Source organism: Pseudomonas sp. NY15181 (assembly GCF_048068055.1).
Classification (GTDB): Bacteria; Pseudomonadota; Gammaproteobacteria; order Pseudomonadales; family Pseudomonadaceae; genus Pseudomonas.
In genome coordinates this window covers 42,048-68,063 of the sequence record NZ_JBLUPT010000015.1, presented here as the reverse complement: position 1 = coordinate 68,063, position 26,016 = coordinate 42,048, and the positions used below count along the sequence as shown (strand labels likewise).

The 26,016-nt window shown below is 65.9% G+C and carries 25 protein-coding genes and 1 riboswitch; of the genes, 14 read left to right on the top strand and 11 right to left on the bottom strand.

The window, feature by feature from the left end; translation table 11 throughout:
- Nucleotides 1-37: 37 nt before the first annotated feature.
- From metF to ACNFBT_RS25615, 4 genes are all read right to left on the bottom strand, one after another.
- Nucleotides 38-883, bottom strand: coding sequence for a methylenetetrahydrofolate reductase [NAD(P)H] (metF, locus tag ACNFBT_RS25630; RefSeq protein ID WP_416753513.1), 846 nt, complete (start codon nt 881-883; stop codon nt 38-40).
- 93 nt (nt 884-976) lie between these two features.
- A complete protein-coding gene (ahcY, locus tag ACNFBT_RS25625; protein ID WP_416753512.1) occupies nt 977-2,386 on the bottom strand; it encodes an adenosylhomocysteinase in 1,410 nt (469 codons plus the stop codon).
- Nucleotides 2,387-2,408: 22 nt separating this feature from the next.
- Nucleotides 2,409-2,521: riboswitch (S-adenosyl-L-homocysteine riboswitch) on the bottom strand.
- 193 nt (nt 2,522-2,714) lie between these two features.
- On the bottom strand, nt 2,715-3,938 hold the full coding sequence (locus ACNFBT_RS25620) for a CaiB/BaiF CoA transferase family protein (protein WP_416753511.1): 1,224 nt from the start codon (nt 3,936-3,938) through the stop codon (nt 2,715-2,717).
- 128 nt (nt 3,939-4,066) lie between these two features.
- Nucleotides 4,067-5,248, bottom strand: coding sequence for an acyl-CoA dehydrogenase (locus ACNFBT_RS25615; protein ID WP_043255976.1), 1,182 nt, complete (start codon nt 5,246-5,248; stop codon nt 4,067-4,069).
- 227 nt (nt 5,249-5,475) lie between these two features.
- On the opposite strand from ACNFBT_RS25615, the gene gcvA reads away from it, so the two are divergent.
- On the top strand, nt 5,476-6,384 hold the full coding sequence (gene gcvA / locus ACNFBT_RS25610) for a transcriptional regulator GcvA (protein ID WP_416753510.1): 909 nt from the start codon (nt 5,476-5,478) through the stop codon (nt 6,382-6,384).
- Nucleotides 6,385-6,428: 44 nt separating this feature from the next.
- Nucleotides 6,429-6,836, top strand: coding sequence for an acyl-CoA thioesterase (locus tag ACNFBT_RS25605; RefSeq protein ID WP_015479269.1), 408 nt, complete (start codon nt 6,429-6,431; stop codon nt 6,834-6,836).
- A 28-nt stretch (nt 6,837-6,864) separates the two neighbouring features.
- Here ACNFBT_RS25605 and ACNFBT_RS25600 read toward each other — a convergent pair whose 3' ends face one another.
- A complete protein-coding gene (locus tag ACNFBT_RS25600; RefSeq protein WP_416753509.1) occupies nt 6,865-7,749 on the bottom strand; it encodes a TPM domain-containing protein in 885 nt (294 codons plus the stop codon).
- Nucleotides 7,746-8,360, bottom strand: coding sequence for a LemA family protein (locus ACNFBT_RS25595; RefSeq protein ID WP_416753508.1), 615 nt, complete (start codon nt 8,358-8,360; stop codon nt 7,746-7,748). Before ACNFBT_RS25595 ends, ACNFBT_RS25600 begins: the two co-directional genes overlap by 4 nt.
- A 143-nt stretch (nt 8,361-8,503) precedes the next feature.
- Here ACNFBT_RS25595 and ACNFBT_RS25590 point away from each other — a divergent pair, with 143 nt between their 5' ends.
- Together ACNFBT_RS25590 and ACNFBT_RS25585 are read left to right on the top strand one after the other, a co-directional pair.
- Entirely contained in the window at nt 8,504-9,334 is an 831-nt protein-coding gene (locus ACNFBT_RS25590; RefSeq protein ID WP_416753507.1) for an EamA family transporter, read from the top strand.
- Nucleotides 9,335-9,475: 141 nt separating this feature from the next.
- Nucleotides 9,476-9,943: a c-type cytochrome gene (locus ACNFBT_RS25585; protein WP_416753506.1), complete on the top strand. Its 468-nt coding sequence runs from the start codon at nt 9,476-9,478 to the stop codon at nt 9,941-9,943.
- A 191-nt stretch (nt 9,944-10,134) separates the two neighbouring features.
- Here ACNFBT_RS25585 and ACNFBT_RS25580 read toward each other — a convergent pair whose 3' ends face one another.
- Entirely contained in the window at nt 10,135-10,521 is a 387-nt protein-coding gene (locus ACNFBT_RS25580) for a DUF1090 domain-containing protein (protein ID WP_416753505.1), read from the bottom strand.
- A gap of 137 nt (nt 10,522-10,658) precedes the next feature.
- Here ACNFBT_RS25580 and ACNFBT_RS25575 point away from each other — a divergent pair, with 137 nt between their 5' ends.
- Entirely contained in the window at nt 10,659-11,627 is a 969-nt protein-coding gene (locus ACNFBT_RS25575) for an alpha/beta hydrolase family esterase (RefSeq protein WP_416753504.1), read from the top strand.
- 3 nt (nt 11,628-11,630) lie between these two features.
- Here the strand turns inward: ACNFBT_RS25575 and ACNFBT_RS25570 are convergent, their stop codons facing one another.
- Complete coding sequence (locus ACNFBT_RS25570) at nt 11,631-12,374, bottom strand: metallophosphoesterase (protein WP_416753503.1); 744 nt, start codon at nt 12,372-12,374, stop codon at nt 11,631-11,633.
- A 176-nt stretch (nt 12,375-12,550) separates the two neighbouring features.
- Between ACNFBT_RS25570 and ACNFBT_RS25565 the strand changes: the two genes are divergently transcribed.
- Nucleotides 12,551-13,855, top strand: coding sequence for a ferric reductase-like transmembrane domain-containing protein (locus ACNFBT_RS25565; RefSeq protein WP_416753502.1), 1,305 nt, complete (start codon nt 12,551-12,553; stop codon nt 13,853-13,855).
- Nucleotides 13,856-13,860: 5 nt separating this feature from the next.
- Here ACNFBT_RS25565 and ligB read toward each other — a convergent pair whose 3' ends face one another.
- From ligB to ACNFBT_RS25550, 3 genes are all read right to left on the bottom strand, one after another.
- Entirely contained in the window at nt 13,861-15,528 is a 1,668-nt protein-coding gene (gene ligB, locus ACNFBT_RS25560; RefSeq protein ID WP_416753501.1) for an NAD-dependent DNA ligase LigB, read from the bottom strand.
- Between the two features lie 148 nt (nt 15,529-15,676).
- Nucleotides 15,677-16,867: a methionine adenosyltransferase gene (metK, locus tag ACNFBT_RS25555; RefSeq protein ID WP_275609001.1), complete on the bottom strand. Its 1,191-nt coding sequence runs from the start codon at nt 16,865-16,867 to the stop codon at nt 15,677-15,679.
- 17 nt (nt 16,868-16,884) lie between these two features.
- Entirely contained in the window at nt 16,885-17,886 is a 1,002-nt protein-coding gene (locus tag ACNFBT_RS25550) for an ArsR/SmtB family transcription factor (protein ID WP_416753500.1), read from the bottom strand.
- A gap of 223 nt (nt 17,887-18,109) precedes the next feature.
- Here ACNFBT_RS25550 and tkt point away from each other — a divergent pair, with 223 nt between their 5' ends.
- The 8 genes from tkt (at nt 18,110) to ACNFBT_RS25510 (ending at nt 25,945) form a co-directional block, all read left to right on the top strand.
- Complete coding sequence (tkt, locus tag ACNFBT_RS25545; RefSeq protein ID WP_416753499.1) at nt 18,110-20,107, top strand: transketolase; 1,998 nt, start codon at nt 18,110-18,112, stop codon at nt 20,105-20,107.
- 92 nt (nt 20,108-20,199) lie between these two features.
- Nucleotides 20,200-21,246 carry an erythrose-4-phosphate dehydrogenase gene (epd, locus tag ACNFBT_RS25540; protein ID WP_416753498.1) on the top strand — a complete coding sequence of 349 codons (1,047 nt, stop codon included), beginning with the start codon at nt 20,200-20,202 and terminating at the stop codon, nt 21,244-21,246.
- 28 nt (nt 21,247-21,274) lie between these two features.
- Entirely contained in the window at nt 21,275-22,438 is a 1,164-nt protein-coding gene (locus tag ACNFBT_RS25535) for a phosphoglycerate kinase (RefSeq protein WP_416753497.1), read from the top strand.
- Nucleotides 22,439-22,597: 159 nt separating this feature from the next.
- A complete protein-coding gene (locus tag ACNFBT_RS25530; RefSeq protein WP_416753496.1) occupies nt 22,598-22,933 on the top strand; it encodes an MliC family protein in 336 nt (111 codons plus the stop codon).
- A gap of 105 nt (nt 22,934-23,038) precedes the next feature.
- Nucleotides 23,039-24,103: a class II fructose-bisphosphate aldolase gene (gene fba, locus ACNFBT_RS25525; protein ID WP_152226796.1), complete on the top strand. Its 1,065-nt coding sequence runs from the start codon at nt 23,039-23,041 to the stop codon at nt 24,101-24,103.
- A gap of 69 nt (nt 24,104-24,172) precedes the next feature.
- The gene (locus ACNFBT_RS25520; RefSeq protein WP_416753495.1) at nt 24,173-24,592 is read left to right on the top strand and encodes a hypothetical protein; all 420 of its coding nucleotides are present in this window, start codon (nt 24,173-24,175) and stop codon (nt 24,590-24,592) included.
- Between the two features lie 37 nt (nt 24,593-24,629).
- Entirely contained in the window at nt 24,630-25,400 is a 771-nt protein-coding gene (locus tag ACNFBT_RS25515; protein ID WP_416753494.1) for a class I SAM-dependent methyltransferase, read from the top strand.
- Between the two features lie 50 nt (nt 25,401-25,450).
- The gene (locus tag ACNFBT_RS25510) at nt 25,451-25,945 is read left to right on the top strand and encodes a M48 family metallopeptidase (protein ID WP_416753534.1); all 495 of its coding nucleotides are present in this window, start codon (nt 25,451-25,453) and stop codon (nt 25,943-25,945) included.
- The last annotated feature ends 71 nt before the right edge of the window (nt 25,946-26,016 follow it).

Here is a 26,016-nt window from a genome sequence, read left to right as displayed (position 1 = left end):
GATTCGCCGCCCGTGCCTGGGCGGCGATTCCCCGTGCTCAGCGTGGAAGCTGCAGGTTCCTCCACAGCGCCAGGCTCGGCTCGGCCTGGTTCAGCGTATAGAAGTGCAGGCCCGGCGCGCCACCTTGCAGCAGGCGTTCGCACATTTCTGTGATCACTTGCTCGCCGAAGGACTGGATACTGGCGATGTCGTCGCCATAGGCCTCCAGCTGCTTGCGCACCCAGCGCGGGATTTCCGCGCCGCAGGCGTCGGAGAAGCGTGCCAGCTTGGTGTAGTTGGTGATCGGCATGATGCCGGGTACCACCGGGACGTCCACGCCCAGCTTCTGTGCGCGCTCGACGAAGTGGAAGTAGCTGTCGGCGTTGAAGAAGTACTGGGTGATGGCGCTGTCGGCACCGGCCTTGACCTTGCGCACGAAGTTGGCCAGGTCATCCTCGAAATTGCGCGCCTGCGGGTGGACTTCCGGATAGGCGGCGACTTCGATGTGGAAATGGTCGCCGGTTTCGGCGCGGATGAACTCCACCAGCTCGTTGGCGTAGCGCAGCTCGCCGCTGGCCATGCCCATGCCCGAGGGCAGGTCGCCACGCAGGGCGACGATGCGGCGGATGCCGGCGTCCTTGTAATGGGCGAGCAGGGCGCGCAGTTCGGCCTTGGTGTCGCCGACGCAGGACAGGTGCGGGGCGGTGGAGATCTGCACTTCGCCGTCGAGCTGCAGCACGGTGCTCAGGGTGCGGTCGCGGGTCGAGCCGCCAGCGCCGTAGGTGCAGGAGAAGAAGTCAGGCTTGTACGCGGCCAGTTGGCGCGCGGTGGCCATCAGTTTTTCGTGTCCGGCTTCGGTCTTGGCGGGGAAGAACTCGAAGCTGAAACGGCGTTCTTGAGACATAGGAGAAGGCTCTCTTCTCAGCGGCAAACTTCAAGCAGCGGACTGCCAGCGGGTATCCGCTGTCAGTCCGTGGCCTGCAGCTTGCGGCTGCGATCAGTAACGGTAAGTGTCCGGCTTGAACGGGCCTTCCACGGTCACGCCGATGTAGTCGGCCTGGGTCTTGGTCAGCTGGGTGACGACGCCACCGAAGCCTTTCACCATCTCCAGGGCCACTTCTTCGTCCAGCTTCTTGGGCAGTACTTCGACGGTCAGGCGCTGGGCTTTCTTCTCAGCGGAGAGGTCGGCGTACTTCTGATCGAACAGGAAGATCTGCGCCAGCACCTGGTTGGCGAAGGAGCCGTCCATGATGCGGCTCGGGTGGCCGGTGGCGTTGCCCAGGTTCACCAGGCGGCCTTCGGCCAGCAGGATCAGGTAGTCGTCGTTGGCCGGATCGAAGGCGCCGGCGCCGGTGCGGTGGATCTTGTGCACCTGCGGCTTGACCTCTTCCCAGGCCCAGGTCTTGCGCATGAAGGCGGTGTCGATCTCGTTGTCGAAGTGACCGATGTTGCACACCACGGCGCGCTTCTTCAGTGCCTTGAGCATGCCGGCGTCGCAGACGTTTACGTTGCCGGTGGTGGTGACGATCAGGTCGATCTTGCCCAGCAGGGCGGCGTCAACGCTGGCTTCGGTGCCGTCGTTCAGGCCGTTCTTGTACGGGGAGACCAGCTCGAAACCGTCCATGCAGGCCTGCATGGCGCAGATCGGGTCGATTTCGGAGACCTTCACGATCATGCCTTCCTGACGCAGGGACTGGGCGGAACCCTTGCCCACGTCGCCGTAGCCGATCACCAGGGCCTGCTTGCCCGACAGCAGGTGGTCGGTGCCGCGCTTGATGGCATCGTTCAGGCTGTGACGGCAGCCGTACTTGTTGTCGTTCTTGCTCTTGGTCACAGCGTCGTTGACGTTGATCGCCGGGACTTTCAGGGTGCCGGCCTTGAGCATGTCGAGCAGGCGGTGCACACCGGTGGTGGTCTCTTCGGTGATGCCGTGGATGCGCTCGAGCATCTGCGGGTATTTCTTGTGCAGGATCTCGGTCAGGTCACCGCCGTCGTCCAGCACCATGTTGGCGTCCCACGGCTGGCCATCTTTCAGGATGGTCTGCTCGATGCACCACTCGTACTCCTGCTCGGTCTCGCCTTTCCAGGCGAATACCGGGATACCGGCGGCGGCGATGGCGGCGGCGGCCTGATCCTGGGTGGAGAAGATGTTGCAGGACGACCAGCGCACTTCGGCGCCCAGCGCAGTCAGCGTCTCGATCAGTACGCCGGTCTGGATGGTCATGTGGATGCAGCCGAGGATCTTCGCGCCTTTCAGCGGCTGGCTGGCGGCGTACTTGCGGCGCAGGCCCATCAGAGCCGGCATTTCGGACTCGGCGATGATCAGCTCGCGGCGGCCCCAGGCGGCCAGGGAAATGTCGGCGACTTTGTAATCGGTGAAACCGGCAGGCGTCATGACAGCGCTCATGCGTAACTCTCCATTCGTTGTCTGCGAATGGGCGCCGTTGATGCGTTGACAGCGCCGGGGTACGGCACTGTGAGCGCGCTCCGTTCGAGCCTGACAGGTCGTTGAGTCTGACCTGCTGCAGCGCCCCTCGAACGGAAGGCGGGAGCGACCGGGAAGTCGCTTGGACGGGCGATTATAGCGGCGCCTTGGGCATCGCCCAAGTCCGACATGCGCCGCCGGTCTGCCGGAGGTGATCTCCGCTGGCCTCCAGCGACGGGGCCGTGAAAACCCGGCGCTGGAAGCCAGTCAGGAGATGCTCGGTAGCGGCCCGCCTGGGCGGGCCGTGCAATCAGATGACGCCGCTTTCGCGCAGCTTGCCGATCGCTGCTTCGTCCAGGCCGAGCACGTCTTCGAGAATCTCGTGAGTGTGCTGGCCGAGGGTCGGCGGGGCGTTGCGGTATTCAACGGGCGTCTCGGACAGGCGGATCGGGCTGGCCACCTGCGGCACACTGCCGGCCAGCGGGTGCGGCAGGTCCACGCGCAGGCCGCGGGCGATCACCTGCGGGTCGGCGAATACCTGCGACAGGTCGTTGATCGGGCCGCAGGGCACGCTGGCCTGTTCCAGCACGGCGATCCACTCGGCGGTGGTGCGCATCACGGTGGACTGGCGGATCAGCGGGATCAGCACGTCACGGTGGGCAACGCGCGCCTTGTTGGTGGCGAAGCGCTCGTCGGTGGCCCATTCCGGGTGGCCCGCCAGTTCGGCGAACTTGCGGAACTGCCCATCATTGCCGACGGTGAGGATGAAGTCGCCATCGGCGGTGGGGAAGTCCTGGTAGGGCACGATGTTCGGGTGCGCGTTGCCCAGGCGGCGCGGCGGGTTGCCGGTGGTCAGGTAGTTCAGGGTCTGGTTGGCCAGGCAGGCGACCTGCACGTCCAGCAGCGCCATGTCGATGTGCTGGCCGATGCCGCTGACGTCGCGGTGGGCGAGGGCTGCGAGGATCGCAGTGGACGAGTAGAGGCCGGTGAGGATGTCGGTCAGCGCCACGCCGACCTTCACCGGGCCGGCGCCTTCCTCGGCGTCGGAGCGGCCGGTGAGGCTCATCAGGCCGCCCAGGCCCTGGATCATGAAGTCGTAGCCGGCGCGCTTGGCGTAGGGGCCGAACTGGCCGAAACCGGTGATCGAGCAGTAGATCAGCTTCGGGTTGAGCGCCTTCAGCGACTCGTAGTCCAGGCCATAGGCCTTCAGACCACCGACCTTGAAGTTCTCCAGCACGATGTCGGCCTTGGCCGCCAGTTCGCGCACCAGGCGCTGGCCTTCGGGCTGGGTGAAGTCGATGGTCAGGGATTTCTTGTTGCGGTTCGCCGACAGGTAATACGCCGCTTCGCTGGTGTCGCGGCCTTCGGCGTCCTTGAGGAACGGCGGGCCCCAGGCGCGGGTGTCGTCGCCGCTGCCGGGACGCTCGATCTTGATCACTTCCGCACCGAGGTCGGCGAGGATCTGACCGGCCCAGGGGCCGGCGAGAACGCGGGAGAGGTCGAGGACACGGATGTGCGAAAGGGCGCCGGACATGGAATCACCTGCAACATGAATTGGGGCGGGAAGGACGCGGTGCGGGGACTCCACGGTCCTCCCCGGGGCCTCTCGGGAGAGAGGTGAAACGGGCGCCGACCGGCCGGGGCCGGATCGGCGCGAGGCGCTTAGAAGAACGCCTGGATACCGGTCTGCGCGCGGCCGAGGATCAGCGCGTGAACGTCGTGGGTACCTTCGTAGGTGTTCACCACTTCCAGGTTGACCAGGTGGCGGGCGACGCCGAACTCGTCGGAGATGCCGTTGCCGCCGAGCATATCGCGAGCCATGCGGGCGATATCCAGCGCTTTGCCGCAGCTGTTGCGCTTCATGATCGAAGTGATTTCGACGGCGGCAGTGCCTTCGTCTTTCATGCGGCCCAGGCGCAGGCAGCCTTGCAGGGCGAGGGTGATCTCGGTCTGCATGTCAGCCAGCTTCTTCTGGATCAGCTGGTTGGCGGCCAGCGGGCGACCGAACTGCTTGCGGTCCAGGGTGTACTGGCGGGCGGTGTGCCAGCAGGCTTCGGCGGCACCCAGGGCGCCCCAGGAGATGCCGTAGCGGGCGGAGTTCAGGCAGGTGAACGGGCCGCGCAGGCCGCGGACTTCGGGGAAGGCGTTCTCTTCGGGGACGAATACGTTGTTCATCACGATCTCGCCGGTGATGGAGGCGCGCAGGCCGACCTTGCCGTGGATCGCCGGTGCGGACAGGCCTTCCCAGCCTTTTTCCAGGACGAAGCCACGGATCTGGCCTTCGTCATCCTTGGCCCAGACCACGAAGACGTCGGCGATCGGGCTGTTGGTGATCCACATCTTGGCGCCGGTCAGGCGGTAGCCGCCGTCGACCTTCTTGGCGCGGGTGATCATGGAGCCCGGGTCGGAGCCGTGGTCCGGCTCGGTCAGGCCGAAGCAGCCGATGTACTCGCCGCTGGCCAGTTTCGGCAGGTATTTCTGCTTGGTGGCTTCGTTGCCGAATTCGTTGATCGGCACCATCACCAGGGAGGACTGCACGCTCATCATGGAGCGGTAGCCGGAGTCGATGCGCTCGACTTCACGGGCGATCAGGCCGTAGCACACATAGTTAAGGCCGCTGCCGCCGTATTGTTCGGGGATGGTCGCGCCGAGCAGGCCGGTTTCGCCCATCTCGCGGAAGATCGCCGGGTCGGTCTGCTCGTGGCGGAAGGCTTCCAGTACGCGCGGGGCCAGCTTGTCCTGGGCGAACTGGTAGGCGCTGTCGCGCACCATGCGCTCTTCTTCGGTGAGTTGCTGATCCAGCAGCAGCGGATCTTCCCAGTTGAAGCTTGCTTTGGTGGCCATGGAGAAACCTCGGAACAGACAGTGAAGGACCCGACAAGTCTAGGCGGGTAAGGTGTGGGCCATCCTAGTCAGCCGTCGGGAAGCCGAGCAACCGACTAATTCGCACGCTGTTGTGCTATTTTGTCACTCCGTCATTGCATCGCTGATGCAGGTTTCTGCGCTGTCGCCTCTATTTTCAGGCGGTTTGCGTGAGCCGCCCGCATTACGAGATTCCGAAGAGGCATTCGATGCGGCGAAAAATCCCGACCACCGCGGCGCTGGTCGCCTTCGAATCCGCCGCCCGCCACGAGAGCTTCACCAAGGCCGCCGACGAACTGTCGCTGACCCAGAGCGCCATCTGCCGGCAGATCGCCGTGCTGGAGGAGTTCCTCGGCGTCGAGCTGTTCCGCCGCTCCCGGCGCGGGGTGAAGCTGACCGAGGCGGGGCTGAGCTACAGCCGTCGCGTTGCCCAGCGACTGGACGCCGTGGAGCGCGACACCCTGGCGGTGATGGGCCAGCAGGGCGGCGGCACCCTGGAGCTCGCGGTGGTGCCGACCTTCGCCACCCAGTGGCTGCTGCCACGGCTGAAGGACTTCAAGCGCCTGCACCCGGAAGTCACGGTCAACATGACCAACCGCACCCGGCCGTTCCTCTTCGCCGACACCGAGTTCGATGCCGCGCTGTATTTCGGCGACGGCGTATGGTCCGGTACGGTGGCCAACTTCCTCATGCACGAGAACCCGGTGCCGGTGTGCAGCCCCGAGCTGTTGGGCGGGCGCAAGGAATTGTCGGCCGCGCAGATCGCCGAGTTGCCGCTGATGCAGCAGACCACCCGGCCCTATGCCTGGCGCCAGTGGTTCGGGTCGTTGGGCATGAGCGTCGCCCACGACATGAGCGGCACCCGCTATGAGCTGTTCTCCATGCTCGCCCAGGCGGCGATGCACGGCATGGGCGTGGCGCTGATCCCGCCGATGCTGATCCAGCGCGAGCTGGCCGACGGACGGCTTATCGTGCCGATGCAACATGCCTATTTGAGCGAAAATGCCTATTACCTGATGATTCCCGAGCGCAAGGTGGAATCGGCGACCCTCGGCGCCTTCCGCGACTGGCTGGTCGACGAGGCCGCCCGCTACCGCGCCGAAGCCGGCCTCGGTTGAACCTGCGCACCCCCGCCCACAAGGCGAACCTCCAAGGAGTTCACATGAATTTCCACACCCGCAAATGGGTCAAGCCTGAAGACCTCAACCCGAACGGCACCCTGTTCGGCGGCAGCCTTCTGAAGTGGATCGACGAAGAAGCGGCGATCTACGCCATCGTCCAGCTGGGCAACCAGCGCGTGGTCACCAAGTTCATCTCCGAGATCAACTTCGTCAGCTCCGCGCGCCAGGGCGACATCATCGAACTGGGCATCACCGCCACCGAGTTCGGCCGCACCTCGATCACCCTGACCTGCGAAGTGCGCAACAAGATCACCCGCAAGAGCATCCTCACGGTCGACAAGATGGTCTTCGTCAACATCGGTCCGGACGGCCAGCCGGCACCCCACGGCCGCACCGAGATCAAGTACATCAAGGACCAGTTCAAGGACGACGCCATCCCGCAGCCCTGACGGGCCCCGAGCGTTTGCCCTGTGAGGCTCACCAGCGGCCGGAGGCTCCGCCGCCGCCGCTGGAGCCGCCGCCCCCACGGAAGCCGCCTCCGCCGGAACCACCGCCCCGGCCGCCCCCACCGCCGCCGATGAAGCGGATCAGGCCGACTGGCAGCAGGAAGAACGGATAGACCATCAGCGCCATCGCCAGGCCGTGGAGGCCGTTGTCCACCAGGCTGTCGAAGCCGGGCGCGCCGGCGATGCCCAGCGGGGCCGCGATAAGGCCGACCGTGGCACTGCACAGGGCATAGCGCGGAATACTGCGTTGGCGCATCCAGGGGAAGGGCAGCAGGCGGCCGAGCAGCGGTATGACCGCCATCAGGATCACCAGCGGCAGCAGGCTAACGGTGTCGGAGTCGCGGCTGGCGGCCTTTGCGGGGGCTGGCAGTTGCTCGCCATCGATCAGGCGCGACAGGCTGTCCACCCCGGCCTGCACGCCACCGGCGAAATCACCGTTGCGGAAATGCGGAACGATCTGCTCGCGGATGATCCGTCCCGCCAACACGTCGCTGATAGCGCCTTCCAGGCCGTAGCCAACCTCGATACGCAGCGCGCGATCGTCCTTGGCGACCACCAGCAGCACGCCGTCGTCCACGCCCTTGCGTCCCAGCTTCCATTGTTCGAAGGCGCGCACCGCGTATTCCTCGATGCTTTCGTCGCCGGTGCTGGGAACCATCAACACCGCCAGTTGCGCGCCCTTGCGCTGTTCCAGGGCGGCGAGCTGGCTTTCCAGTTGGGTGCGCTGGGTGCCGTCGAGCGTCTGGGTGAGGTCGGTGACGCGGGCGCCGAGCGGCGGGATGGCGACCGGCGCGGCCTGCGACAAGGCCGCCCAGCACAGCAGCAGGGCGGCCAGCAGCCAGCGCAGTCGGATCATTGCGCGGGCTGCGCCGGCGCGTTGCCGAAGTCGACCTTCGGCGCGGTAGAGATGGCGGCTTCGTTTTCCACGCTGAAGTTGGCCTTGGGCTGGTAGCCGAGGATTTTCGCGGTGACCACTTCCGGGAACTGACGAATCAGCACGTTGTACGCCTGCACGGCTTTCACGTAGCGACCGCGGGCCACTGTGATGCGATTTTCGGTGCCTTCGAGCTGGGTCAGCAGGTCCTTGAACAGGCCATCGGCCTTGAGCTGCGGGTAGTTCTCGGTGACGACCAGCAGGCGCGACAGCGCCGAGCTGAGTTCACCCTGGGCCTGCTGGAAGCGCTTGACCGCCGCTTCGTCGCCCAGCTGATCGGCATTGAGCGTGGTGCTGCCAACCTTCGCACGCGCCTCGGTCACTTGGGTGAGCACAGCGGCTTCGTGGGCGGCGTAGCCCTTCACGGTGCTGACCAGGTTGGGCACCAGGTCGGCGCGGCGCTGGTACTGGTTGAGGACTTCCGACCAGGCGGCCTTCACCTGCTCGTCGCCGGCCTGCATGGCGTTGTAGCCGCAGCCGGAGAGCAGGGTGACGAGGATGTAGCAGGTAAGGAACTTGATCAGGCGTGGCATGGCAGGGGCTCGTGCAGGCGGAAATGCCCAGTCTAGGCCAGTTCCAGCCGAGAACGAGGGGGAAATGTCTGAAAGTGCAGGTGCTTGCCGGCGGTAGGGGCGCTCAGGGTAGAATCAATCTGGTATATACCAGGAGTCATTCCGTGCTCGCCACTACCCTGGTGCTGCTGGCCGCCCTGCTGCACGCCACCTGGAACACCCTCGTCAAATTCAGCAACGACCGCCTGCTGGTGGTTGCCTGCATGGACATGGTCGGCCTGGTCGCCGCCCTGGCCCTGCTGCCCTTGATCGAGGTCCCGCCCGTCGAGGTCTGGCCCTGGCTGCTGGCCGCCGTGTCGTTGCAACTGGTTTATCGGGTGCTGCTGATCCAGGCCTACAAGGTCGGCGACCTGGGGCTGGTCTATCCGCTGATGCGCGGGCTTTCGCCGCTGGTGGTGCTGGGGCTGACCCTGTATTTCGGCGGCGAGCACCTGACCGACAGGCAGATCCTCGGCATCCTGCTGATCCCGCTGGGCATGCTCTTCCTGCTCAAGGGTGGCGGCGGTTCGAAGTTGCCGTGGATCGCCTATCCGACCGTGTTGCTGATGGGGCTGTGCATCGGCAGCTACACCTGGACCGACGGCAACGCGCTGAAGCTCTGGCCACGGCCGCTGGACTACCTGGTCTGGCTGTCGCTGCTCTCTGGCCTGCCGTTCCCGCTGATGGTGGTGATCGGCCGCACTCGCGCCTTCGCGAAGTTCTGGATCAATGACTGGAAGCTCGGCGTCAGCGTCGGCCTCTGCGTGCTGCTCAGTTACGGGTTGGTGCTCTGGGCCATGCAGTTGGGCTCCATCGCCGAGGCCGCTGCCCTGCGCGAGACCAGCGTGCTGTTGGTGGTGCTGTTCGGCATGCGCTTCCTCAAGGAGCCCTTCGGCCTGCCGCGCCTGGCGGCGTGCAGCCTGGTGCTGGCGGGGATGCTGGTGATGAAGCTCTGATGGGGGCTGAACGGCGGCTGAACAGAATTGATCCGGATGCGACTGATGGCCGCAGCCGCTTCTGCATGCTCTGGATCATTCGGGGATCGGGGCGGATAATCCGGCGCCTCACGTGTCTAGCCGTCCTACAAGAGTTCTCCCATGAAGCTGAAGACCCTGCTCGTTCTGCTGCTCGCCGGCACGGCGCTCGCCGGTTGCCATCGCCTGGACCCCAACTCGCCGGAAGCCAAGCGCCAGGTGGTGTTCAAGGAGATGCTCAAGACCAGCGAAGACATGGGCGGAATGCTGCGCGGACGCATCCCGTTCGACGCGGACAAGTTCCGCGCAGGCTCCACCAAGCTGGGCGAACTGGCGGACAAGCCCTGGCAGTACTTCCCCAGCACCCAGCCGCCGGCTGATCAGGTGGAAAACAAGGACACCCGCGCCAAGGCGGAAATCTGGCAGCGCCAGCTGGAGTTCCAGGCCGACGCCAAGACCTTCCAGCAGACCGTCCGCGCCCTGGGCGAGAACACCCGTAACGCCGCGCCGACGCCCGAGGGCGTGCGCAAGGACTTCGCCGCGGTGGAAGACGCCTGCGAAGCCTGCCACAAGAAATTCCGCGCGCTCTGATCCGAGTCGGAGCCGGATTATCTGGGGATCGCTCACAGCTCCCTACGAATATCCGGAGCGTAGGGCGCATAACGCTCCGCGTTATACGCCGGTTGGCCTAGGTCCCGGGGCGGCTCCGGGTTCAGCCCTGGCGCCGACGACAGGGTGAGGTGTATCGGCGTACAGCCGCGAACGGTTGCACGCCCTGCGTATCACTCCTCCAATTCGCGCTTGGCCTGCTCCAGTTCAGCGCGGGCCTCGGCCAGCTTGTTCTTGCGCTTCTCGATCTTCTGCGCGTCCCCTTTATCCATTGCCTTGCGCAGGTCCTTTTCGCGCTGGCTGACCTCCTGCTCCGCATCCAGCACCCGTTGCTTGCGCTCCTGCGTCAGGCTGGCGTCGGTGCAGTAGGTCTTCACCTTTTCCAGCGCCGTTTGCAGGCCGGCGACCTGGTTGCTGTTGCCGTGGGCCTTGGCCTCTTCGAGCTGGCGTTCAATGGCGTCCTGCTTGGCGGCGCAGCCGGTCAGCGGTTCGCCGGCCAGCAGCGGCGTGGTGCAGCCGAGGGAGAGGAGGGTGGCCATCAGGGCAGAGCTTCGGAACATTTTCGGATTCCTGGGTTACCAAAGACTAAGACGTTCGAATGTGACGGCTAGAGTTTGTCATGGAGTGGCACCGCGCGTGATGTCCTGGAACAAGGCCGACGTTCACGAAGCCCGTGGAGCGGGCGAGGAGAGACGCCATGCGTATCGCAATTCGCGTCGTGCAGGGGCTCATCGCGTTGCTCGTGACGCTGCTGCTGGTGGGCGCCTGGTGGTACCTGCCGGGGGAGCTGAGGCAGCGGCCTGCGTTGAGCGGGACCAGCGAGGACTCCTCGATCCGCCTGGCTGAACGGCGGCGCAGCTATGTGCTCTATGCGCCGCGCCAGCTTGCCGAGCGGCCGGCCCTGCTGGTGGTGCTGCACGGCTCCATGAGCAACGGCGAGCGGATGCGCCGTGACAGCGGTTATCGTTTCGATGCGCTGGCGGACCGCGACGGTTTCCTGGTGCTTTACCCCGACGGGGTCGAGGGTCACTGGAACGATTGCCGCAAGGCCGCCACCTACAGTGCGCGGCGCCTGAACATCGACGATGTCGGTTTCCTCTCGGCGATGATTGTGCGCCTGCAGCGCGAGCGCAGGGTCGACCCCGCGCGGGTCTTCGTGGCCGGTTATTCCAATGGCGGGCAGATGGCGCTGCGCATGGCGGCCGAAGCCGCCGACAAGGTCGATGGCGTGGCCGCCGTCGCCGCCAGTCTGCCAAGCGCGGACAACGACGCCTGTCAGTCCGCGCAGCAACCCAAGGCAACCCTGTTGATGAATGGCACGCGAGACCCGATCAACCCCTATGCGGGTGGCGTGGTGACGCTGTTCGGCTTCGGCAACCGGGGACGAGTGCTGTCGGCGGAGGAATCCGCCCTGGAGCTGGCGCGGCGAAATGGCCAGAGCGGCCAGCCTGACCTGGACCGGCTGACCTCGGTCGGGCCGATCTGGACGGAACGGCAACGCTGGAGCGTGGCTGGCGCGGCGCCGGTGGAGCTGGTGACGGTGCACGGTGGCGGGCACCTGCTGCCCCAGCCGGTGTATCGACCGCCGCGCCTGCTGGGGCTGGCCGATCCGGACCTGGACGGCCCGGCGGAGATCTGGCGGTTCTTCAGCGAACTGCCGCACTGAGGCTCAGAGGTCGATCACCCAGCGCGGATCGAAGCCGCTGTCCTCTCCCGGATAGGCGCCGGGATTGGCCACCACCCGGGCATTGCCGATGCGGTAGTCGACCCGCTCGTGGACATGCCCGTGCACCCACAGGTCGCAGCGCTCCACCAGGGATTCGAGGTCCGAGGCGAAGGCCGGCGACAGGCTGTCGCCGACATAGGGCTCGGGGATCGAGCGGCCGCAGGGCGCGTGATGGGTGACCACCACGGTGCGGCCGGCGAAGGGCTGCGCCAGCTCGGTCGCCAGCCATTCACAGGAGGCTTCGCAAAGGTCGCGGCTCATTTCCGGGGTGAAGGGCTGGGTGAAGTAATCCACGCAACGGAAGTCCGGCATCAGCAGGCGCGCCTGTTCGAAGGCAAGTTCCGCACTGCGTTCGCCGTAGAGCTGGAAGTCGGTCCACAGGGTCGCGCCGAGCAGGCGTACGTCCCCCAGCACGACGGCGTCGTTCTCCAGGAAATGGATATCCAGCGCCCGCGCCAGGTTGCGCATGGCCTGGGTCAGCTCCGGCAGGTCGGAGTGGTAGAACTCATGGTTGCCAGCGACGTAGACGATCTCGGTGTCGGGAAACGCCTCGCGCGCCCAGTGCAGCCCCTGGAGGTGCTCGTGGATGTCGCCGGCGAGGATCACCACATCGGCAGACGCCTCGGGCAGCGTACGGCCACCTGGGAAATGTTCGTGGTGAAGGTCGGAGAGGATACGCAGGCGCATGGTCGGTCACGAAGCATCTGGAGGGTGTTCATTCTGCGCGCGGCTTGCCGGGATTGCCCAGCCCTTGACCTGTGTCATGGCATGGCCAGTCATGGGATAGATCCCTTACGAAATTAAGGGATGATTCAGAGGAATCCTTCAGTTTCCGCTTGGAAAAGCAGTCTGGGAGGACCGCCATGAAACTCATCTGGATCATCCTGGCCGCCGTCGCGGCGGTCTTTGGCCTGGCCCTGTTGCTCGACCCGCCGGCCACCCTGGACATCTGGGTCATCCGCAAGCAGGCCATCCTGTTCACCGGTGTCGCGGCTTTCGCCCTGATGTCGCTCATCCTGCTGCTGGCGGTGCGTCCGGCGTGGCTGGAGCGGCCGCTGGACGGGCTGGACCGCATGTACCAGGCGCACAAGTGGGCGGGCATCCTCGCCATCGTGCTCGGTCTCTTGCACTACCTGATGGAGCTGGGCGGGCCGCTGCTCGCGGAGTTCTTCACCAAGCCGGCCAAGGGGCCGCGGGTGGAGACGTTCCTCGACGTCTTCCGTGGCTCGGCCAAGGACCTGGGTGAATGGTCCGCCTGGCTGCTGGCGGCGATGCTGGTGATCACGCTCTGGCAGCGCTTCCCCTACCACCTGTGGCGTTACGTGCACAAAACCCTCGCGGTGGTTTACCTGGTGCTGGCCTTCCATGCCGTAGTGCTGGCGCCGGCGGGTTACTGGGCGCAGCCGATCGGCTGGCTGGTGGCGGTCTGTGCGGCCGTGGGCAGCCTGTGCGCGCTCTGGTCGCTGGGCGGGCGGATCGGTCGCAAGCGCACCCATGAAGGTGTCGTGGTGGCGGTCGAGCGTCCCGGCGAGCGCATGCTGGAAGTCACCTGCAAGCTGCAGGGGCGCTGGCGGCATCGCGCCGGGCAGTTCGCCTTCCTGACCTACGACCGCCTGGAAGGTCAGCATCCCTTCACCCTGTCGTCCGCCGATCAGGGCAATGGTGAGGTGCGCTTCAGCATCAAGGCGCTGGGCGACTACACGCAGCGCCTGCAGGACAGCCTGCGGGTGGGCGACCCGGTGAAAGTGGAAGGTCCCTACGGCCGCTTCGACTTCCGCCGTGACAAGGGCGGGCGCCAGGTATGGATCGCCGGCGGGATCGGTATCACGCCGTTCCTCGCCTGGCTGGAGTCCTTGCAGGGCAAGCCCGAAGACTGCCCGGACGTGACCCTGCTGTACTGCGTGCGTGCCCCTTCGGACGCGATCTACGCGGGTCGCCTGCGTGAGCTGTGCAGGGTGTTGCCGTGCATCGACCTGCGCATCCACTACAGCGAGAGCGAAGGTCATCTGCAGGCCAGCGATCTCGAACTCCAGCCCGGCCCCCAGGGGCGCTGGCCGAGCGTCTGGTTCTGCGGCCCGCAGGGATTGGCCGAGTTGCTGCGGCGTGATCTGCGCCGGCAGGGCATGCCACGCGGCCGCTTCCACCAGGAAGCGTTCCGCATGCGCTGAGTCTTTCAGAAACCGGCGATGCCGACGTCATGCAGTTGTTGCCGCAGTTGCATGACGTCCGGCGCGCTGAAGAAGCTTTCCAGCTGGGCGGCGCGCACCTTGCCGATGCCCGGCAGCGTCTGCCACTGCTCCGCGCTGCGGGCGGCCAGGGCGGTCCAGTCTTCACCCGCCGGCAGGGCGTCGACAGAGGGCGCGCCGAGCGCACGCAGCCAGGTCGTGAATGAGCGCTGGCGGGCCAGTTGGAACTGCTGGTGCAGGTTCTGCGCGCTGCGTTCGCCCAGGCCGGGCAATTGCGACAGCTGAGCGGGTGTCAACGTCAGCCAGTCGAGCATGCCCGGCAGCAGTTCGGCTTCCTGCAGGCGCCGCCAGGTGCCCGGGCCCACGCCGGACAGCGCGAGCCCTTGTTTGCCGCCGAGCCATTCCAGCCGAGCAAGGAACTGCTCTTCGCAGCCCGCCGTTGGTTGCCAGCAGGTCAGGGCGCCGTACTGTCCGTCCGCTGGCGCTGCGACGTCGCTGCGCATTGGCGAGCGCCAGACCACGCCGTCCAGACGCGGGATGGTCAGGCCGGCGAGGGTGATGGCGACCTGGTCGCCGGGCCGGATGTCGAGGCTGCGCCAACGCTTCAGGGAGCCGGCACTGACGCGTTGGATGCTGCGCCCGTCCAACTCCACTGGTTCCAGGTGCAGCACGGGCGTTACCCGGCCGCTGCGCCCGATCTTGAATTCGACCCGGCGGACTTCGGCCAGCGCTTGTCGATGCGGATACTTCCAGGCCACTGCCCAGCCCGGTGTCCGTGCGCTCCAGCGCTCGCCCGGAGGGCGCCGACTCTGGCGGACGACGATGCCGTCGCTGGCGAAGGGCAGCGGTTGCCGGTACCAACGTTCGCGCCAGGCTTCGATCTCGCTGAATCCGGCGACCGGCTTCGTCAGCTCGGCGCTGTCAGCAAAGCCCAGTTGCCTCAACCGTTGCAAGCGCTCCGGCATCTCCAGCGGGCCGTCCGGCAGCTCCCAGACGAACAGGCCGATGCCCTGGCCCTCGCTGCCGAGCGACTTGCGCGCCATCAGTCCGGCGGCCTTGCCGCGCGCGCCCTGGCCACCCTGGCGGGCCTGAACGTGCTGCGGCAGGCGCCAGTAGAGTTCGCCCTGCAGCACCAGCCGGCCGCGCTCGCCGGGCAATTGCTGGGGAATCGCGGGAATCTGCCTCGCATTAGCCGTCCAGTCCTGCCCCTTGCTGCCATCGCCACGGCTGATTGCCCGGTGTAGTTGCCCATCCCGATAAACCAGGGTGACCGCGACGCCGTCGACCTTGGGTTGTACCCACAGGTCGCTGCGGTTGGCCAGCCACTCGCGCACCGCTGCGGCATCCGGGAGTTTGTCGAGACCGGTATGGGCCGCCGGATGGCGAATTTCACCGGCACTGCTGGCCAGTGGCGCATCGACGGTTGTCGGGAGCTGTGGATAACAGTCCCTCCATTGCCGTAGCCGCTCCCTAGCCTGGTCGTACAACTCGTCGGAGACGGGAGAGGCCCCCTGTCGGTGATAGGCGTCCTCCCACTGCGCCAGCTGGGTCTGCAGGGCCTGTGCTTCATGGGCGGCCTGCTCGGGCGTCCATTGCGGGCAGCCGGGGGCGGTGAGCGGCAGGCAAAGCACCAGGGCGAGGATCAGGCGTGGCATGGCGAGCGTCCGTGCTGCGAGGAGACCGTCAGCCTAGAGGCTGCCCAGGGAGGGCGATGCCGAGGAGGGCGCGGATTATTCGGCGCGTTGTGTCGGACGCTGGAAACGAAAAAGCCCCGCCGAGGCGGGGCTTTTCCGAGGACGGACCTTACAGGCCGGCCGCGTCACGCAGGGCGGCGGCCTTGTCGGTGCGCTCCCAGGTGAAGGCGGTGAAGGTGTCGTCGCCGTAGGTCATTTCGAACGGGTTGCGACCGAAGTGGCCGTAGGCCGCGGTCGGCTGGTACATCGGGTGCAGCAGGTCGAGCATCTTGGTGATCGCGTACGGACGCAGGTCGAAGTGCTCGCGAACCAGCTGGACGATCTTCTCGTCGCTGATCTTGCCGGTGCCGAAGGTGTTGATCGAGATGGAGGTCGGCTGGGCCACGCCGATGGCGTAGGACACCTGGATCTCGCAACGCTCGGCCAGGCCTGCGGCGACGATGTTCTTGGCCACGTAGCGGCCGGCGTAGGCTGCGGAACGGTCGACCTTGGACGGGTCCTTGCCGGAGAAGGCGCCGCCGCCGTGACGGGCCATGCCGCCGTAGGAGTCGACGATGATCTTGCGGCCGGTCAGGCCGCAGTCGCCCACCGGGCCGCCGATCACGAAGTTGCCGGTCGGGTTGATGTGGAACTGGGTGTCCTTGTGCAGCAGTTCGGCCGGCAGCACGTGCTTGATGATCAGCTCCATTACGCCTTCGCGCAGGTCCTTGTAGCTGACTTCCGGGTTGTGCTGGGTGGACAGCACGATGGCGTCGATGCCGACCACTTTGCCGTTCTCGTAGCGGCAGGTGACCTGGGACTTGGCGTCCGGACGCAGCCACGGCAGCAGGCCGGACTTGCGGGCTTCGGCCTGGCGCTCCACCAGACGGTGGGAGAAGCAGATCGGCGCGGGCATCAGCACGTCGGTTTCGTTGCTGGCGTAGCCGAACATCAGGCCCTGGTCGCCGGCGCCCTGGTCTTCAGGCTTGGCGCGGTCGACGCCCTGGTTGATGTCCACCGACTGCTTGCCGATGATGTTCAGCACGCCGCAGGTGGCGCCGTCGAAGCCGACGTCGGAGCTGTTGTAGCCGATGTCGATGATGACCTTGCGCACCAGCTCTTCCAGGTCGACCCAGGCGGAGGTGGTGACTTCACCGGCGATGATCGCGACACCGGTCTTCACCAGGGTTTCGCAGGCCACGCGGGCGTATTTGTCCTTGGCGATGATGGCGTCGAGCACCGCATCGGAGATCTGGTCCGCGATCTTGTCGGGGTGGCCTTCGGAGACGGACTCGGAGGTGAAAACAGAGTATTCGCTCATCTAACGGTTCCTATCATTTACCGGTGGGTGAGGACGCTTCGCGAATCCGGTTTGGCGAAGTGCCTCACCTGGATCTGAAAGCCATTACGTAAACCAATGTACAAACTTTCGCCGGGCGCGAGCCCCGCGGAATCGGCCCAACGGGCCAGGTCTTCCTGTTCGAACCCCAGCCAGAGATCACCACAGGCCTCGCGGGCCCAGCTCTGGTCGTGGCTGCAGAGTTCCGTTACCAGCAGGCTGCCACCGGGTTTGACCAGGTGCGCCAGCTGCTTCAGGGCCTCCGCCGGTGCGGCGAAGTGATGCAGCACCATGTTCAGTACCACGCAGTCCGCCGCGTCGTCGGCGTCCTGCAGGGCATCGGCCAGCCGTAGCCGGACGTTGTTCAAACCTTCGCTGACGCAGCGTTGCCGCGCCATGTCGAGCATCGCCGCGCTGTTGTCCAGCGCGGTGACTTCATCGAAGCGCCGGGCCAGCTCGGGGAGGAAACCGCCGTCGCCGGGGCCGACTTCCAGCGCCGTGGCGCCGGGGGCGAAGCTCAGTGCGTCGAGCAGCGCCAGTACGCTTTCGCGGTATTGCGGCAGCCCTGCGATCAGGTCCTGCGTGGCCTGGAACTTCTCCGCGCTGCGGGCGAAGTAGGTGCGGCTCACCGCGGCACGCTGGGCATGCACGCTGGCGATGCGCTCACTGACATCGATCGGCAACACCAGGCTGTCGACCTCTTCGAGCAGCGCACCGTGTAGCGTGCCGCCGAGGCTGTCGGCCTGGGGCAGGGCGCGGCGATAGAAGATCGCGTTGCCTTCGCGCCGCGTGGCCACCAGCCCTGCCTGGGCCAGCACCTTCAGGTGGTGGCTTATGCCCGACTGGCGGACGCCGAAGATATGCGCCAGTTCCAGCACGCCGAACGAGTCGTTGGCCAGGGCGCGCAGCACGTTCAGCCGCAGCGGGTCGCCACCAGCCTTGCACAGGGCAGCCAGCTGGTCGCAGTCGTCGTGGCGGATTTCGGGCAGGCGCAGGCTCATAGGTCGCGCAGTCTAGTCGTGGGTCAAAGTGTGGGCAATAGCTGTATCAAAAAGTTTTGATATTGCCGGATGGGCGGTTTTTGATCAGTTGGCCGGTTCGGCCGGGTGCCCTGCATCAGCCTTCTGCCGATCTGTCATTGCCCCACAGGGCCTGGCTGGGCGAAAATGCTGGCCTTTTTCATCCCTTCGATCTTTCGAAGCAGCCCCCGCAGGAGATTCAGCGATGCCCAGCCGTCGTGAGCGAGCCAATGCCATCCGCGCACTGAGCATGGACGCCGTCCAGAAAGCCAACAGCGGCCATCCCGGCGCCCCCATGGGCATGGCGGATATCGCCGAAGTGCTCTGGCGCGACTACCTCAAGCACAACCCGAGCAACCCGCAGTGGGCCGATCGCGACCGCTTCGTGCTGTCCAACGGCCATGGCTCGATGCTGATCTACTCGCTGCTGCACCTGACCGGCTACGACGTCACCGTCGACGACCTGAAGAACTTCCGCCAGCTCAACTCGCGTACCCCGGGCCACCCGGAGTACGGCTACACCGTAGGCGTCGAGACCACCACCGGCCCGCTGGGCCAGGGCATCGCCAACGCCGTGGGCATGGCGCTGGCCGAGAAGGTGCTGGGCGCGCAGTTCAACCGCGCCGGCCATGCCATCGTCGACCACTACACCTACGCCTTCCTGGGCGACGGCTGCATGATGGAAGGCATCTCCCACGAAGTGGCTTCGCTGGCCGGCACCCTGCGCCTGAACAAGCTGATCGCCTTCTACGACGACAACGGCATCTCCATCGATGGCGAGGTCGAAGGCTGGTTCACCGACGACACCCCGAAGCGTTTCGAAGCCTACGGCTGGCAGGTGATCCGCAACGTCGACGGCCATGACGCCGACGAGATCAAGACCGCCATCGACACCGCCCGCAAGAGCGACGCCCCGACCCTGATCTGCTGCAAGACCGTGATCGGCTTCGGCTCGCCGAACAAGCAGGGCAAGGAAGAGTGCCACGGCGCTCCGCTGGGCAACGACGAAATCGCCGCCACCCGCGCCGCGCTGGGCTGGAACCACGCACCGTTCGAAGTCCCGGCCGAGATCTATGCCGAGTGGAACGCCAAGGAAGCCGGCGCCAGCCACGAGAACGAGTGGAACCAGCGCTTCGCCGCCTACCAGGCCGCGCACCCGGAACTCGCCGCCGAATTCCTGCGCCGCGTCGCGGGTGAGCTGCCGGCCGACTTCGCCGAGAAGGCCGCGGCCTACGTCGCCGATGTCGCCAACAAGGGCGAAACCATCGCCAGCCGCAAGGCCAGCCAGAACGCGCTGAACGCCTTCGGCCCGCTGCTGCCGGAATTCCTCGGCGGCTCGGCTGACCTGGCCGGCTCCAACCTGACCCTGTGGAAGGGCTGCAAGGGCGTGAGCGCCGAAGACGCCAGCGGCAACTACATGTTCTATGGCGTGCGCGAGTTCGGCATGAGCGCCATCATGAACGGCGTGGCCCTGCACGGCGGCTTCATCCCCTACGGCGCGACCTTCCTGATCTTCATGGAATACGCCCGCAACGCGGTGCGCATGTCCGCCCTGATGAAACAGCGCGTGCTGTACGTGTTCACCCACGACTCCATCGGTCTGGGCGAAGACGGCCCGACCCACCAGCCGATCGAGCAGCTGGCCAGCCTGCGCCTGACCCCGAACCTGGACACCTGGCGCCCGGCCGATGCCGTGGAGTCCGCGGTGGCCTGGAAGTACGCCATCGAGCGCGCCGACGGTCCGTCCGCGCTGGTGTTCTCCCGCCAGAACCTGCCGCACCAGGCCCGTGACGCCGCCCAGCTGGCCGACGTGGCCCGCGGTGGCTACGTGCTCAAGGACTGCGACGGCGAGCCGGAACTGATCCTGATCGCCACCGGCTCCGAAGTCGGCCTGGCCGTGCAGGCCTTCGACAAACTCAGCGCCGAAGGCCGCAAGGTGCGCGTGGTCTCCATGCCGTCCACCAGCGTGTTCGACCAGCAGGACGCCGGCTACAAGCAGGCCGTACTGCCGGTGCAGGTCGGTGCGCGCATCGCCATCGAAGCCGCCCACGCCGACTACTGGTACAAGTACGTAGGCCTGGAAGGCCGCGTGATCGGCATGACCACCTTCGGCGAATCGGCTCCGGCCGCCGCCCTCTTCGAGCACTTCGGCTTCACCGTCGATAACCTGCTGGAAGTGGCCGCCGAGCTGCTCGACGCCTGATCGCGGTTCTTGTAGGAGCGAGCTTGCTCGCGAAAACGCTTCGCTCGATTCACGAGCAGGCTTGCTCCTATGAAGATCACCAAGGGATAACAATGTCCAAGCGCCCTTACCGAGTTGCCCTCAACGGCTACGGCCGCATCGGCCGCTGCGTGTTCCGTGCCCTGCACGAGCGCCGCGCCAAGGCTGACTTCTCCATCGTTGCGTTGAACGATCTGGCGGATCTGGCCAGCCTGGAATACCTGACCCGCTTCGACTCCACCCACGGCCGCTTCCCCGGCGAGGTGAGCGTGGACGACGGCTGCCTGCACATCGGCGGCGACTGCGTGAAGGTGTTCCGCGAGGCGACGCCCGAGGCCATCGACTGGCTCGCGCTGGACGTCGATCTGGTGCTGGAATGCTCCGGCGTCTACCACACCCGTGCCGATGGCGAACGTTTCCTGTCTGCCGGCGCGCCGCGCGTGCTGTTCTCCCAGCCCATGGCCAGCGAGACGGACATCGACGCCACGGTTGTGTTCGGCATCAACCAGCAGGGCCTGACCGGCGCCGAGAAGCTGGTGTCCAACGCCTCCTGCACCACCAACTGCAGCGTGCCGCTGCTCAAGCTGCTGAACGAAGCACTGGGCATCGAGTACGTGTCGATCACCACCATCCACTCGGCGATGAACGACCAGCCGGTAATCGACGCCTACCACCACGAAGACCTGCGCCGCACGCGCTCGGCCTTCCAGTCGGTGATCCCGGTGTCCACTGGTCTGGCGCGCGGCATCGAACGCCTGCTGCCGGAACTCGCCGGGCGAATCCAGGCCAAAGCCATTCGGGTGCCGACGGTGAACGTCTCGGCCCTGGACATCACCCTGCAGGTCTCCCGCGACACATCGGCCGAGGAGATCAACCGCGTGCTGCGCCAGGCCGCCACCGAAGGCCCGCTCAAAGGCCTGCTGGCGTATACCGAACTGCCTCACGCCAGCTGCGATTTCAACCATGACCCGCACTCGGCCATCGTCGATGGCAGCCAGACCCGCGTTTCCGGCCCCCGCCTGGTGAACGTGCTGGCCTGGTTCGACAACGAGTGGGGGTTCGCCAACCGCATGCTCGACACAGCAGGCCACTTCCTGCGCGTCGCCGCTACTGAACGTTAATCAAACAGCCCCAACAGGACTGACTGTCATGACCGTGTTGAAGATGACCGACCTCGACCTCCAAGGTAAGCGCGTACTGATCCGCGAAGACCTCAACGTTCCGGTGAAGGACGGTGTGGTCAAGAGCGACGCGCGCATCCTGGCCTCGCTGCCGACCATCAAGCTGGCCCTCGAGAAGGGCGCGGCGGTAATGGTCTGCTCGCACCTGGGCCGCCCGACCGAAGGCGAATACTCCGAAGAGAACAGCCTGCAGCCGGTGGCCGACTACCTGTCCAAGGCCCTGGGCCGCGCCGTGCCGCTGGTCAAGGACTACCTGGGCGGCGTCGACGTGAAGCCGGGTGAAGTCGTGCTGTTCGAGAACGTGCGCTTCAACAAGGGCGAGAAGAAGAACGCCGACGAGCTGGCGCAGAAGTACGCCGCCCTGTGCGACGTGTTCGTCATGGACGCCTTCGGCACCGCCCACCGCGCCGAGGGTTCGACCCACGGCGTAGCCAAGTTCGCCAAGGTCGCCGCGGCCGGCCCGCTGCTGGCCGCCGAACTGGAAGCCCTGGGCAAGGCCCTGGGCAACCCGGCGCGCCCGATGGCGGCCATCGTCGCTGGCTCCAAGGTTTCCACCAAGCTCGACGTCCTGAACAGCCTGGCGCAGATCTGCGACCAGCTGATCGTCGGCGGCGGCATCGCCAACACCTTCCTCGCCGCGGCAGGCCACAAGGTCGGCAAGTCGCTGTACGAGGCGGACCTGGTCGACACCGCCAAGGCCATCGCCGCCAAGGTCAGCGTTCCGCTGCCGGTGGACGTGGTGGTTGCCAAGGAATTTTCCGAGACCGCCGTTGCTACCGTCAAGGACATCGCTGATGTGGCCGACGACGACATGATCCTGGACATCGGCCCAAAGACCGCCGCCCAGTTCGCCGAGCTGCTGAAGACCTCCAAGACCATCCTGTGGAACGGTCCGGTGGGCGTGTTCGAGTTCGACCAGTTCGGCGAAGGCACCAAGACCCTGGCCAAGGCCATTGCCGAAGGCTCCGCCTTCAGCATCGCCGGCGGTGGCGACACCCTGGCGGCCATCGACAAGTACGGCATCGGTGAGCAGATCTCCTACATTTCCACCGGTGGCGGCGCCTTCCTCGAGTTCGTCGAGGGCAAGGTCCTGCCGGCCGTCGAAGTGCTGGAGCAGCGCGCCAAGGCCTGATGCGTTCGCCGACGGAAGCCGTCGATCAGTCGACGCGCTCCCATCCGCACAGCGCCGCCCCCGTCTGATCGTGGGCGGCGCTGGCGTTCCTGCTGTAGGCCGGGCAAGCTGGCACATTGGATGCTCGGCGGGTATGCCGCCTCAAGGGAGAGTTGCCCGATGCTGCGTTATGTAGTCCCGGCCCTCGCGCTGTCACTGGTCGCTGGATGCTCCAGCCATTCGTCCGGTGGTGCCGGCGGCAAGGAAACAGGCTGGAATCGCTGGACCTGCGACAGCCAGGCCGAAGTCATCTGGCGTTACGTGGATGTCAGCAAGTCGGTAGTCGACCTGCGCCTGGGCGAGGATGACGTGGTTCATCACCTGGAGGAGGAACCCGGCGGTGCTGGCGCTTTCTATAGTGACGGACTGGTCGGATTCAGCATCACCGGCGAGCAGGGACTGATCTACTGGGTCGAGAGCAATGATCTCATCGGCCGAGGTTGCAAGGCGCGCTGACGCGCCGACTGTCCAGGCCGAGGCCTGGACACTTGAACACCGCCTGCCCCTGGGGCAGGCTTTTGAATAACTGAACGAGCCCGACTTCTGGGAGAAGCGAAAACCATGGCACTCATCAGCATGCGCCAAATGCTGGATCACGCCGCCGAGTTCGGCTACGGCGTTCCGGCTTTCAACGTCAACAACCTCGAGCAGATGCGCGCCATCATGGAAGCGGCCGACAAGACCGACTCCCCGGTGATCGTGCAGGCCTCCGCTGGCGCACGCAAATACGCCGGTGCACCCTTCCTGCGCCACCTGATCCTCGCGGCCATCGAAGAATTCCCGCATATCCCGGTGTGCATGCACCAGGACCACGGCACCAGCCCTGACGTCTGCCAGCGCTCCATCCAGCTGGGCTTCAGCTCGGTGATGATGGACGGCTCGCTGAAGGAAGACGGCAAGACTCCGGCCGACTACGAGTACAACGTCCGCGTGACCCAGCAGACCGTTGCCTTCGCCCACGCCTGCGGCGTATCCGTGGAAGGTGAGTTGGGCTGCCTGGGCTCCCTGGAAACCGGCATGGCCGGCGAAGAAGACGGCGTTGGCGCCGAAGGCGTACTGGACCACAGCCAGCTGCTGACCGACCCGGAAGAAGCCGCCGACTTCGTCAAGAAGACCCAGGTCGACGCCCTGGCGATTGCCATCGGCACCAGCCACGGCGCCTACAAGTTCACCAAGCCGCCGACCGGCGACATCCTCGCCATCGACCGCATCAAGGCGATCCACGCGCGTATCCCTGGCACCCACCTGGTGATGCACGGTTCGTCCTCCGTCCCGCAGGACTGGCTGGCGATCATCAACGAATTCGGCGGTGAAATTCCGGAAACCTACGGCGTTCCGGTCGAGGAAATCGTCGAAGGCATCAAGTACGGCGTGCGCAAGGTGAACATCGACACCGACCTGCGCCTGGCCTCCACTGGCGCCATCCGTCGCTTCCTGGCGAAGAACCCGAGCGAGTTCGACCCGCGCAAATACTTCGCCAAGACCGTCGAAGCCATGCGTGATGTGTGCATCGCCCGCTACGAAGCCTTCGGCACCGCCGGCCACGCCTCCAAGATCAAGCCGATTTCCCTGGAAGGCATGTTCCAGCGCTACGCCAAGGGTGAGCTGGAAGCGAAGGTCAACTGATCCAGGCCTGTTCGCCAAGAGCCCCGCATTGCGGGGCTCTTTCGTATCCGCCAGAAGGAGATTGATGGCATGTCGATGCTGCGTGCCGGGCTCGTCGCCCTGTCGCTGGTGATGCTGGCCGGCTGTTCGCTGCGCCCGGCGCAATCGCCGGCGCCACCGTCTAAGCCGCCGGTGATCCTGCCGGTGGATGCGCAGAACTGCCTGACCCATGAAGAATGCACGCTGAAGACCTCGCGCACCCTCCTGTTTGTCTTCGACTACGCCGAGGCGGGCGCCGCGCTGGTGGAGAACGAGAACCGCGTGCTCAGCACTCCGGAGAAGGCGCCGAAGAAGGGCTGGCCGGCGATCCGCATCCAGTTGGCCGACCCCGATGGCGGCCGCTTCGAGTTTTCCAGTGAATGCCGGCAGAAGCGTTGTCGGATCAAGGCTGCACGCCTGCTCAGTTGCTACCGTAGCTATCTTGATGGCAAGTCCTGCCGGTTCCGCTGAGCATCTGCGCTCGGGCCGGGCTGGCTCTGGAGGCACTATGACGGATGTACATGGCAGTGCGCGGGAGGGATACGCCCGCGAAGCGAAAGCCTATGCCCACGGGCGCCCGGACTATCCGGAAGCGCTGCTGGGCTGGCTCGACGAGGAGTTGCAGATCGGCCCCGGCAAGGATGTGGTTGACCTTGGTGCGGGCACCGGCAAGTTCACCGCCTTGCTGCAGCGCACAGGCGCTCGGGTCACGGCAATCGAGCCGGTGCCCGCCATGCGCGAGCAACTGAGCGCGACCTTACCTGCAGTGTGGGTGCTCAATGGCACCGCCCAGGCGATTCCCCTGTCTGCGAGGAGCGTGGATGCGCTGACCTGCGCACAGGCCTTCCACTGGTTCGCCGACGAGCGCGCGCTCGCCGATATCCATCGGGTGCTGCGTCCGGGTGGCCATCTCGGGCTGGTCTGGAACGTGCGTGACGAGAGGGTCGACTGGGTCGCCGAGGTGACGCGCATCGTCGAGCGCTACGAGGGCAGCACGCCGCGCTTCCATACCGGCGAATGGCGTCGGGCCTTTGCCGGAGCACGTTTCGCGCCGTTGCGTCTGCGCGAATTCAGCTACCAGCACATCGGTCCACCGGAGCAGGTGGTCGTCGCGCGCATCCTCTCGGTCAGCTTCATCGCCGCACTGCCGGACGAGCAGAAGCAGCGGGTCGCCGAGCAGCTGCGGGAGTTGATCGCCACGCATCCGGCGCTGAAGGATCGCGCGGAGGTGGCCTTCCCCTACCGCACCGAGGCCTACAGCACCCGCGCGCTGGGCTGAGCGGGGAATGAGGTAGACTGGTGGCCGAACTTCCCGCCAGTCGCTCCCCCATGCAACCGCTCCGTTATCTCCAGGCTTACCCGCAACAGCTCCAGGATCAGGTGCGCCAGCTCATCGAGCAGGACCGCCTCGCCCAGTACCTGGAGCGCCGCTATCCCGGCCGTCACGACGTGCAGAGCGACAAGGCGCTCTACACCTACGCCATGGACCTCAAGCAGCAGTACATGCGCACTGCGCCCGCGGTGGACAAGGTGCTCTACGACAACAAGCTGGATGTGGTGCAGCGTGCCCTCGGCCTGAATACCGCGATTTCGCGGGTACAGGGCGGCAAGCTCAAGGCGAAGAAGGAGATTCGCGTCGCCTCGCTGTTCAAGGACGCGGCACCCGAGTTCCTGCAGATGATCGTGGTCCACGAGCTCGCACACCTGAAGGAGCGCGACCACAGCAAGGCCTTCTACCAGCTGTGCGAGCACATGCTGCCGGGTTACCACCAGCTTGAGTTCGATTTACGCGTCTACCTGACCTGGCGCGATCTGCCTCAGTAGTACAGGCAAGAGGCCCAGGCTCCAGGGGAGCAGCAAGACCACGCCCAGGTTGCGCAGCATTTGGGCGCTCG

Coding starts and splice junctions, on each gene's coding strand:
- ligB (WP_416753501.1), bottom strand. CDS start 15,528: ATGCCACGCCTGATCCTCGCCCTGGTGCTTTGCCTGCCGCTCACCGCC.
- ahcY (WP_416753512.1), bottom strand. CDS start 2,386: ATGAGCGCTGTCATGACGCCTGCCGGTTTCACCGATTACAAAGTCGCC.
- ACNFBT_RS25605 (WP_015479269.1), top strand. CDS start 6,429: ATGAATTTCCACACCCGCAAATGGGTCAAGCCTGAAGACCTCAACCCG.
- metK (WP_275609001.1), bottom strand. CDS start 16,867: ATGAGCGAATACTCTGTTTTCACCTCCGAGTCCGTCTCCGAAGGCCAC.
- ACNFBT_RS25510 (WP_416753534.1), top strand. CDS start 25,451: ATGCAACCGCTCCGTTATCTCCAGGCTTACCCGCAACAGCTCCAGGAT.
- ACNFBT_RS25565 (WP_416753502.1), top strand. CDS start 12,551: ATGAAACTCATCTGGATCATCCTGGCCGCCGTCGCGGCGGTCTTTGGC.
- epd (WP_416753498.1), top strand. CDS start 20,200: ATGTCCAAGCGCCCTTACCGAGTTGCCCTCAACGGCTACGGCCGCATC.
- tkt (WP_416753499.1), top strand. CDS start 18,110: ATGCCCAGCCGTCGTGAGCGAGCCAATGCCATCCGCGCACTGAGCATG.
- ACNFBT_RS25620 (WP_416753511.1), bottom strand. CDS start 3,938: ATGTCCGGCGCCCTTTCGCACATCCGTGTCCTCGACCTCTCCCGCGTT.
- ACNFBT_RS25515 (WP_416753494.1), top strand. CDS start 24,630: ATGACGGATGTACATGGCAGTGCGCGGGAGGGATACGCCCGCGAAGCG.
- ACNFBT_RS25580 (WP_416753505.1), bottom strand. CDS start 10,521: ATGTTCCGAAGCTCTGCCCTGATGGCCACCCTCCTCTCCCTCGGCTGC.
- metF (WP_416753513.1), bottom strand. CDS start 883: ATGTCTCAAGAACGCCGTTTCAGCTTCGAGTTCTTCCCCGCCAAGACC.
- ACNFBT_RS25570 (WP_416753503.1), bottom strand. CDS start 12,374: ATGCGCCTGCGTATCCTCTCCGACCTTCACCACGAACATTTCCCAGGT.
- fba (WP_152226796.1), top strand. CDS start 23,039: ATGGCACTCATCAGCATGCGCCAAATGCTGGATCACGCCGCCGAGTTC.
- gcvA (WP_416753510.1), top strand. CDS start 5,476: ATGCGGCGAAAAATCCCGACCACCGCGGCGCTGGTCGCCTTCGAATCC.
- ACNFBT_RS25530 (WP_416753496.1), top strand. CDS start 22,598: ATGCTGCGTTATGTAGTCCCGGCCCTCGCGCTGTCACTGGTCGCTGGA.
- ACNFBT_RS25520 (WP_416753495.1), top strand. CDS start 24,173: ATGTCGATGCTGCGTGCCGGGCTCGTCGCCCTGTCGCTGGTGATGCTG.
- ACNFBT_RS25600 (WP_416753509.1), bottom strand. CDS start 7,749: ATGATCCGACTGCGCTGGCTGCTGGCCGCCCTGCTGCTGTGCTGGGCG.
- ACNFBT_RS25575 (WP_416753504.1), top strand. CDS start 10,659: ATGCGTATCGCAATTCGCGTCGTGCAGGGGCTCATCGCGTTGCTCGTG.
- ACNFBT_RS25615 (WP_043255976.1), bottom strand. CDS start 5,248: ATGGCCACCAAAGCAAGCTTCAACTGGGAAGATCCGCTGCTGCTGGAT.
- ACNFBT_RS25535 (WP_416753497.1), top strand. CDS start 21,275: ATGACCGTGTTGAAGATGACCGACCTCGACCTCCAAGGTAAGCGCGTA.
- ACNFBT_RS25550 (WP_416753500.1), bottom strand. CDS start 17,886: ATGAGCCTGCGCCTGCCCGAAATCCGCCACGACGACTGCGACCAGCTG.
- ACNFBT_RS25585 (WP_416753506.1), top strand. CDS start 9,476: ATGAAGCTGAAGACCCTGCTCGTTCTGCTGCTCGCCGGCACGGCGCTC.
- ACNFBT_RS25595 (WP_416753508.1), bottom strand. CDS start 8,360: ATGCCACGCCTGATCAAGTTCCTTACCTGCTACATCCTCGTCACCCTG.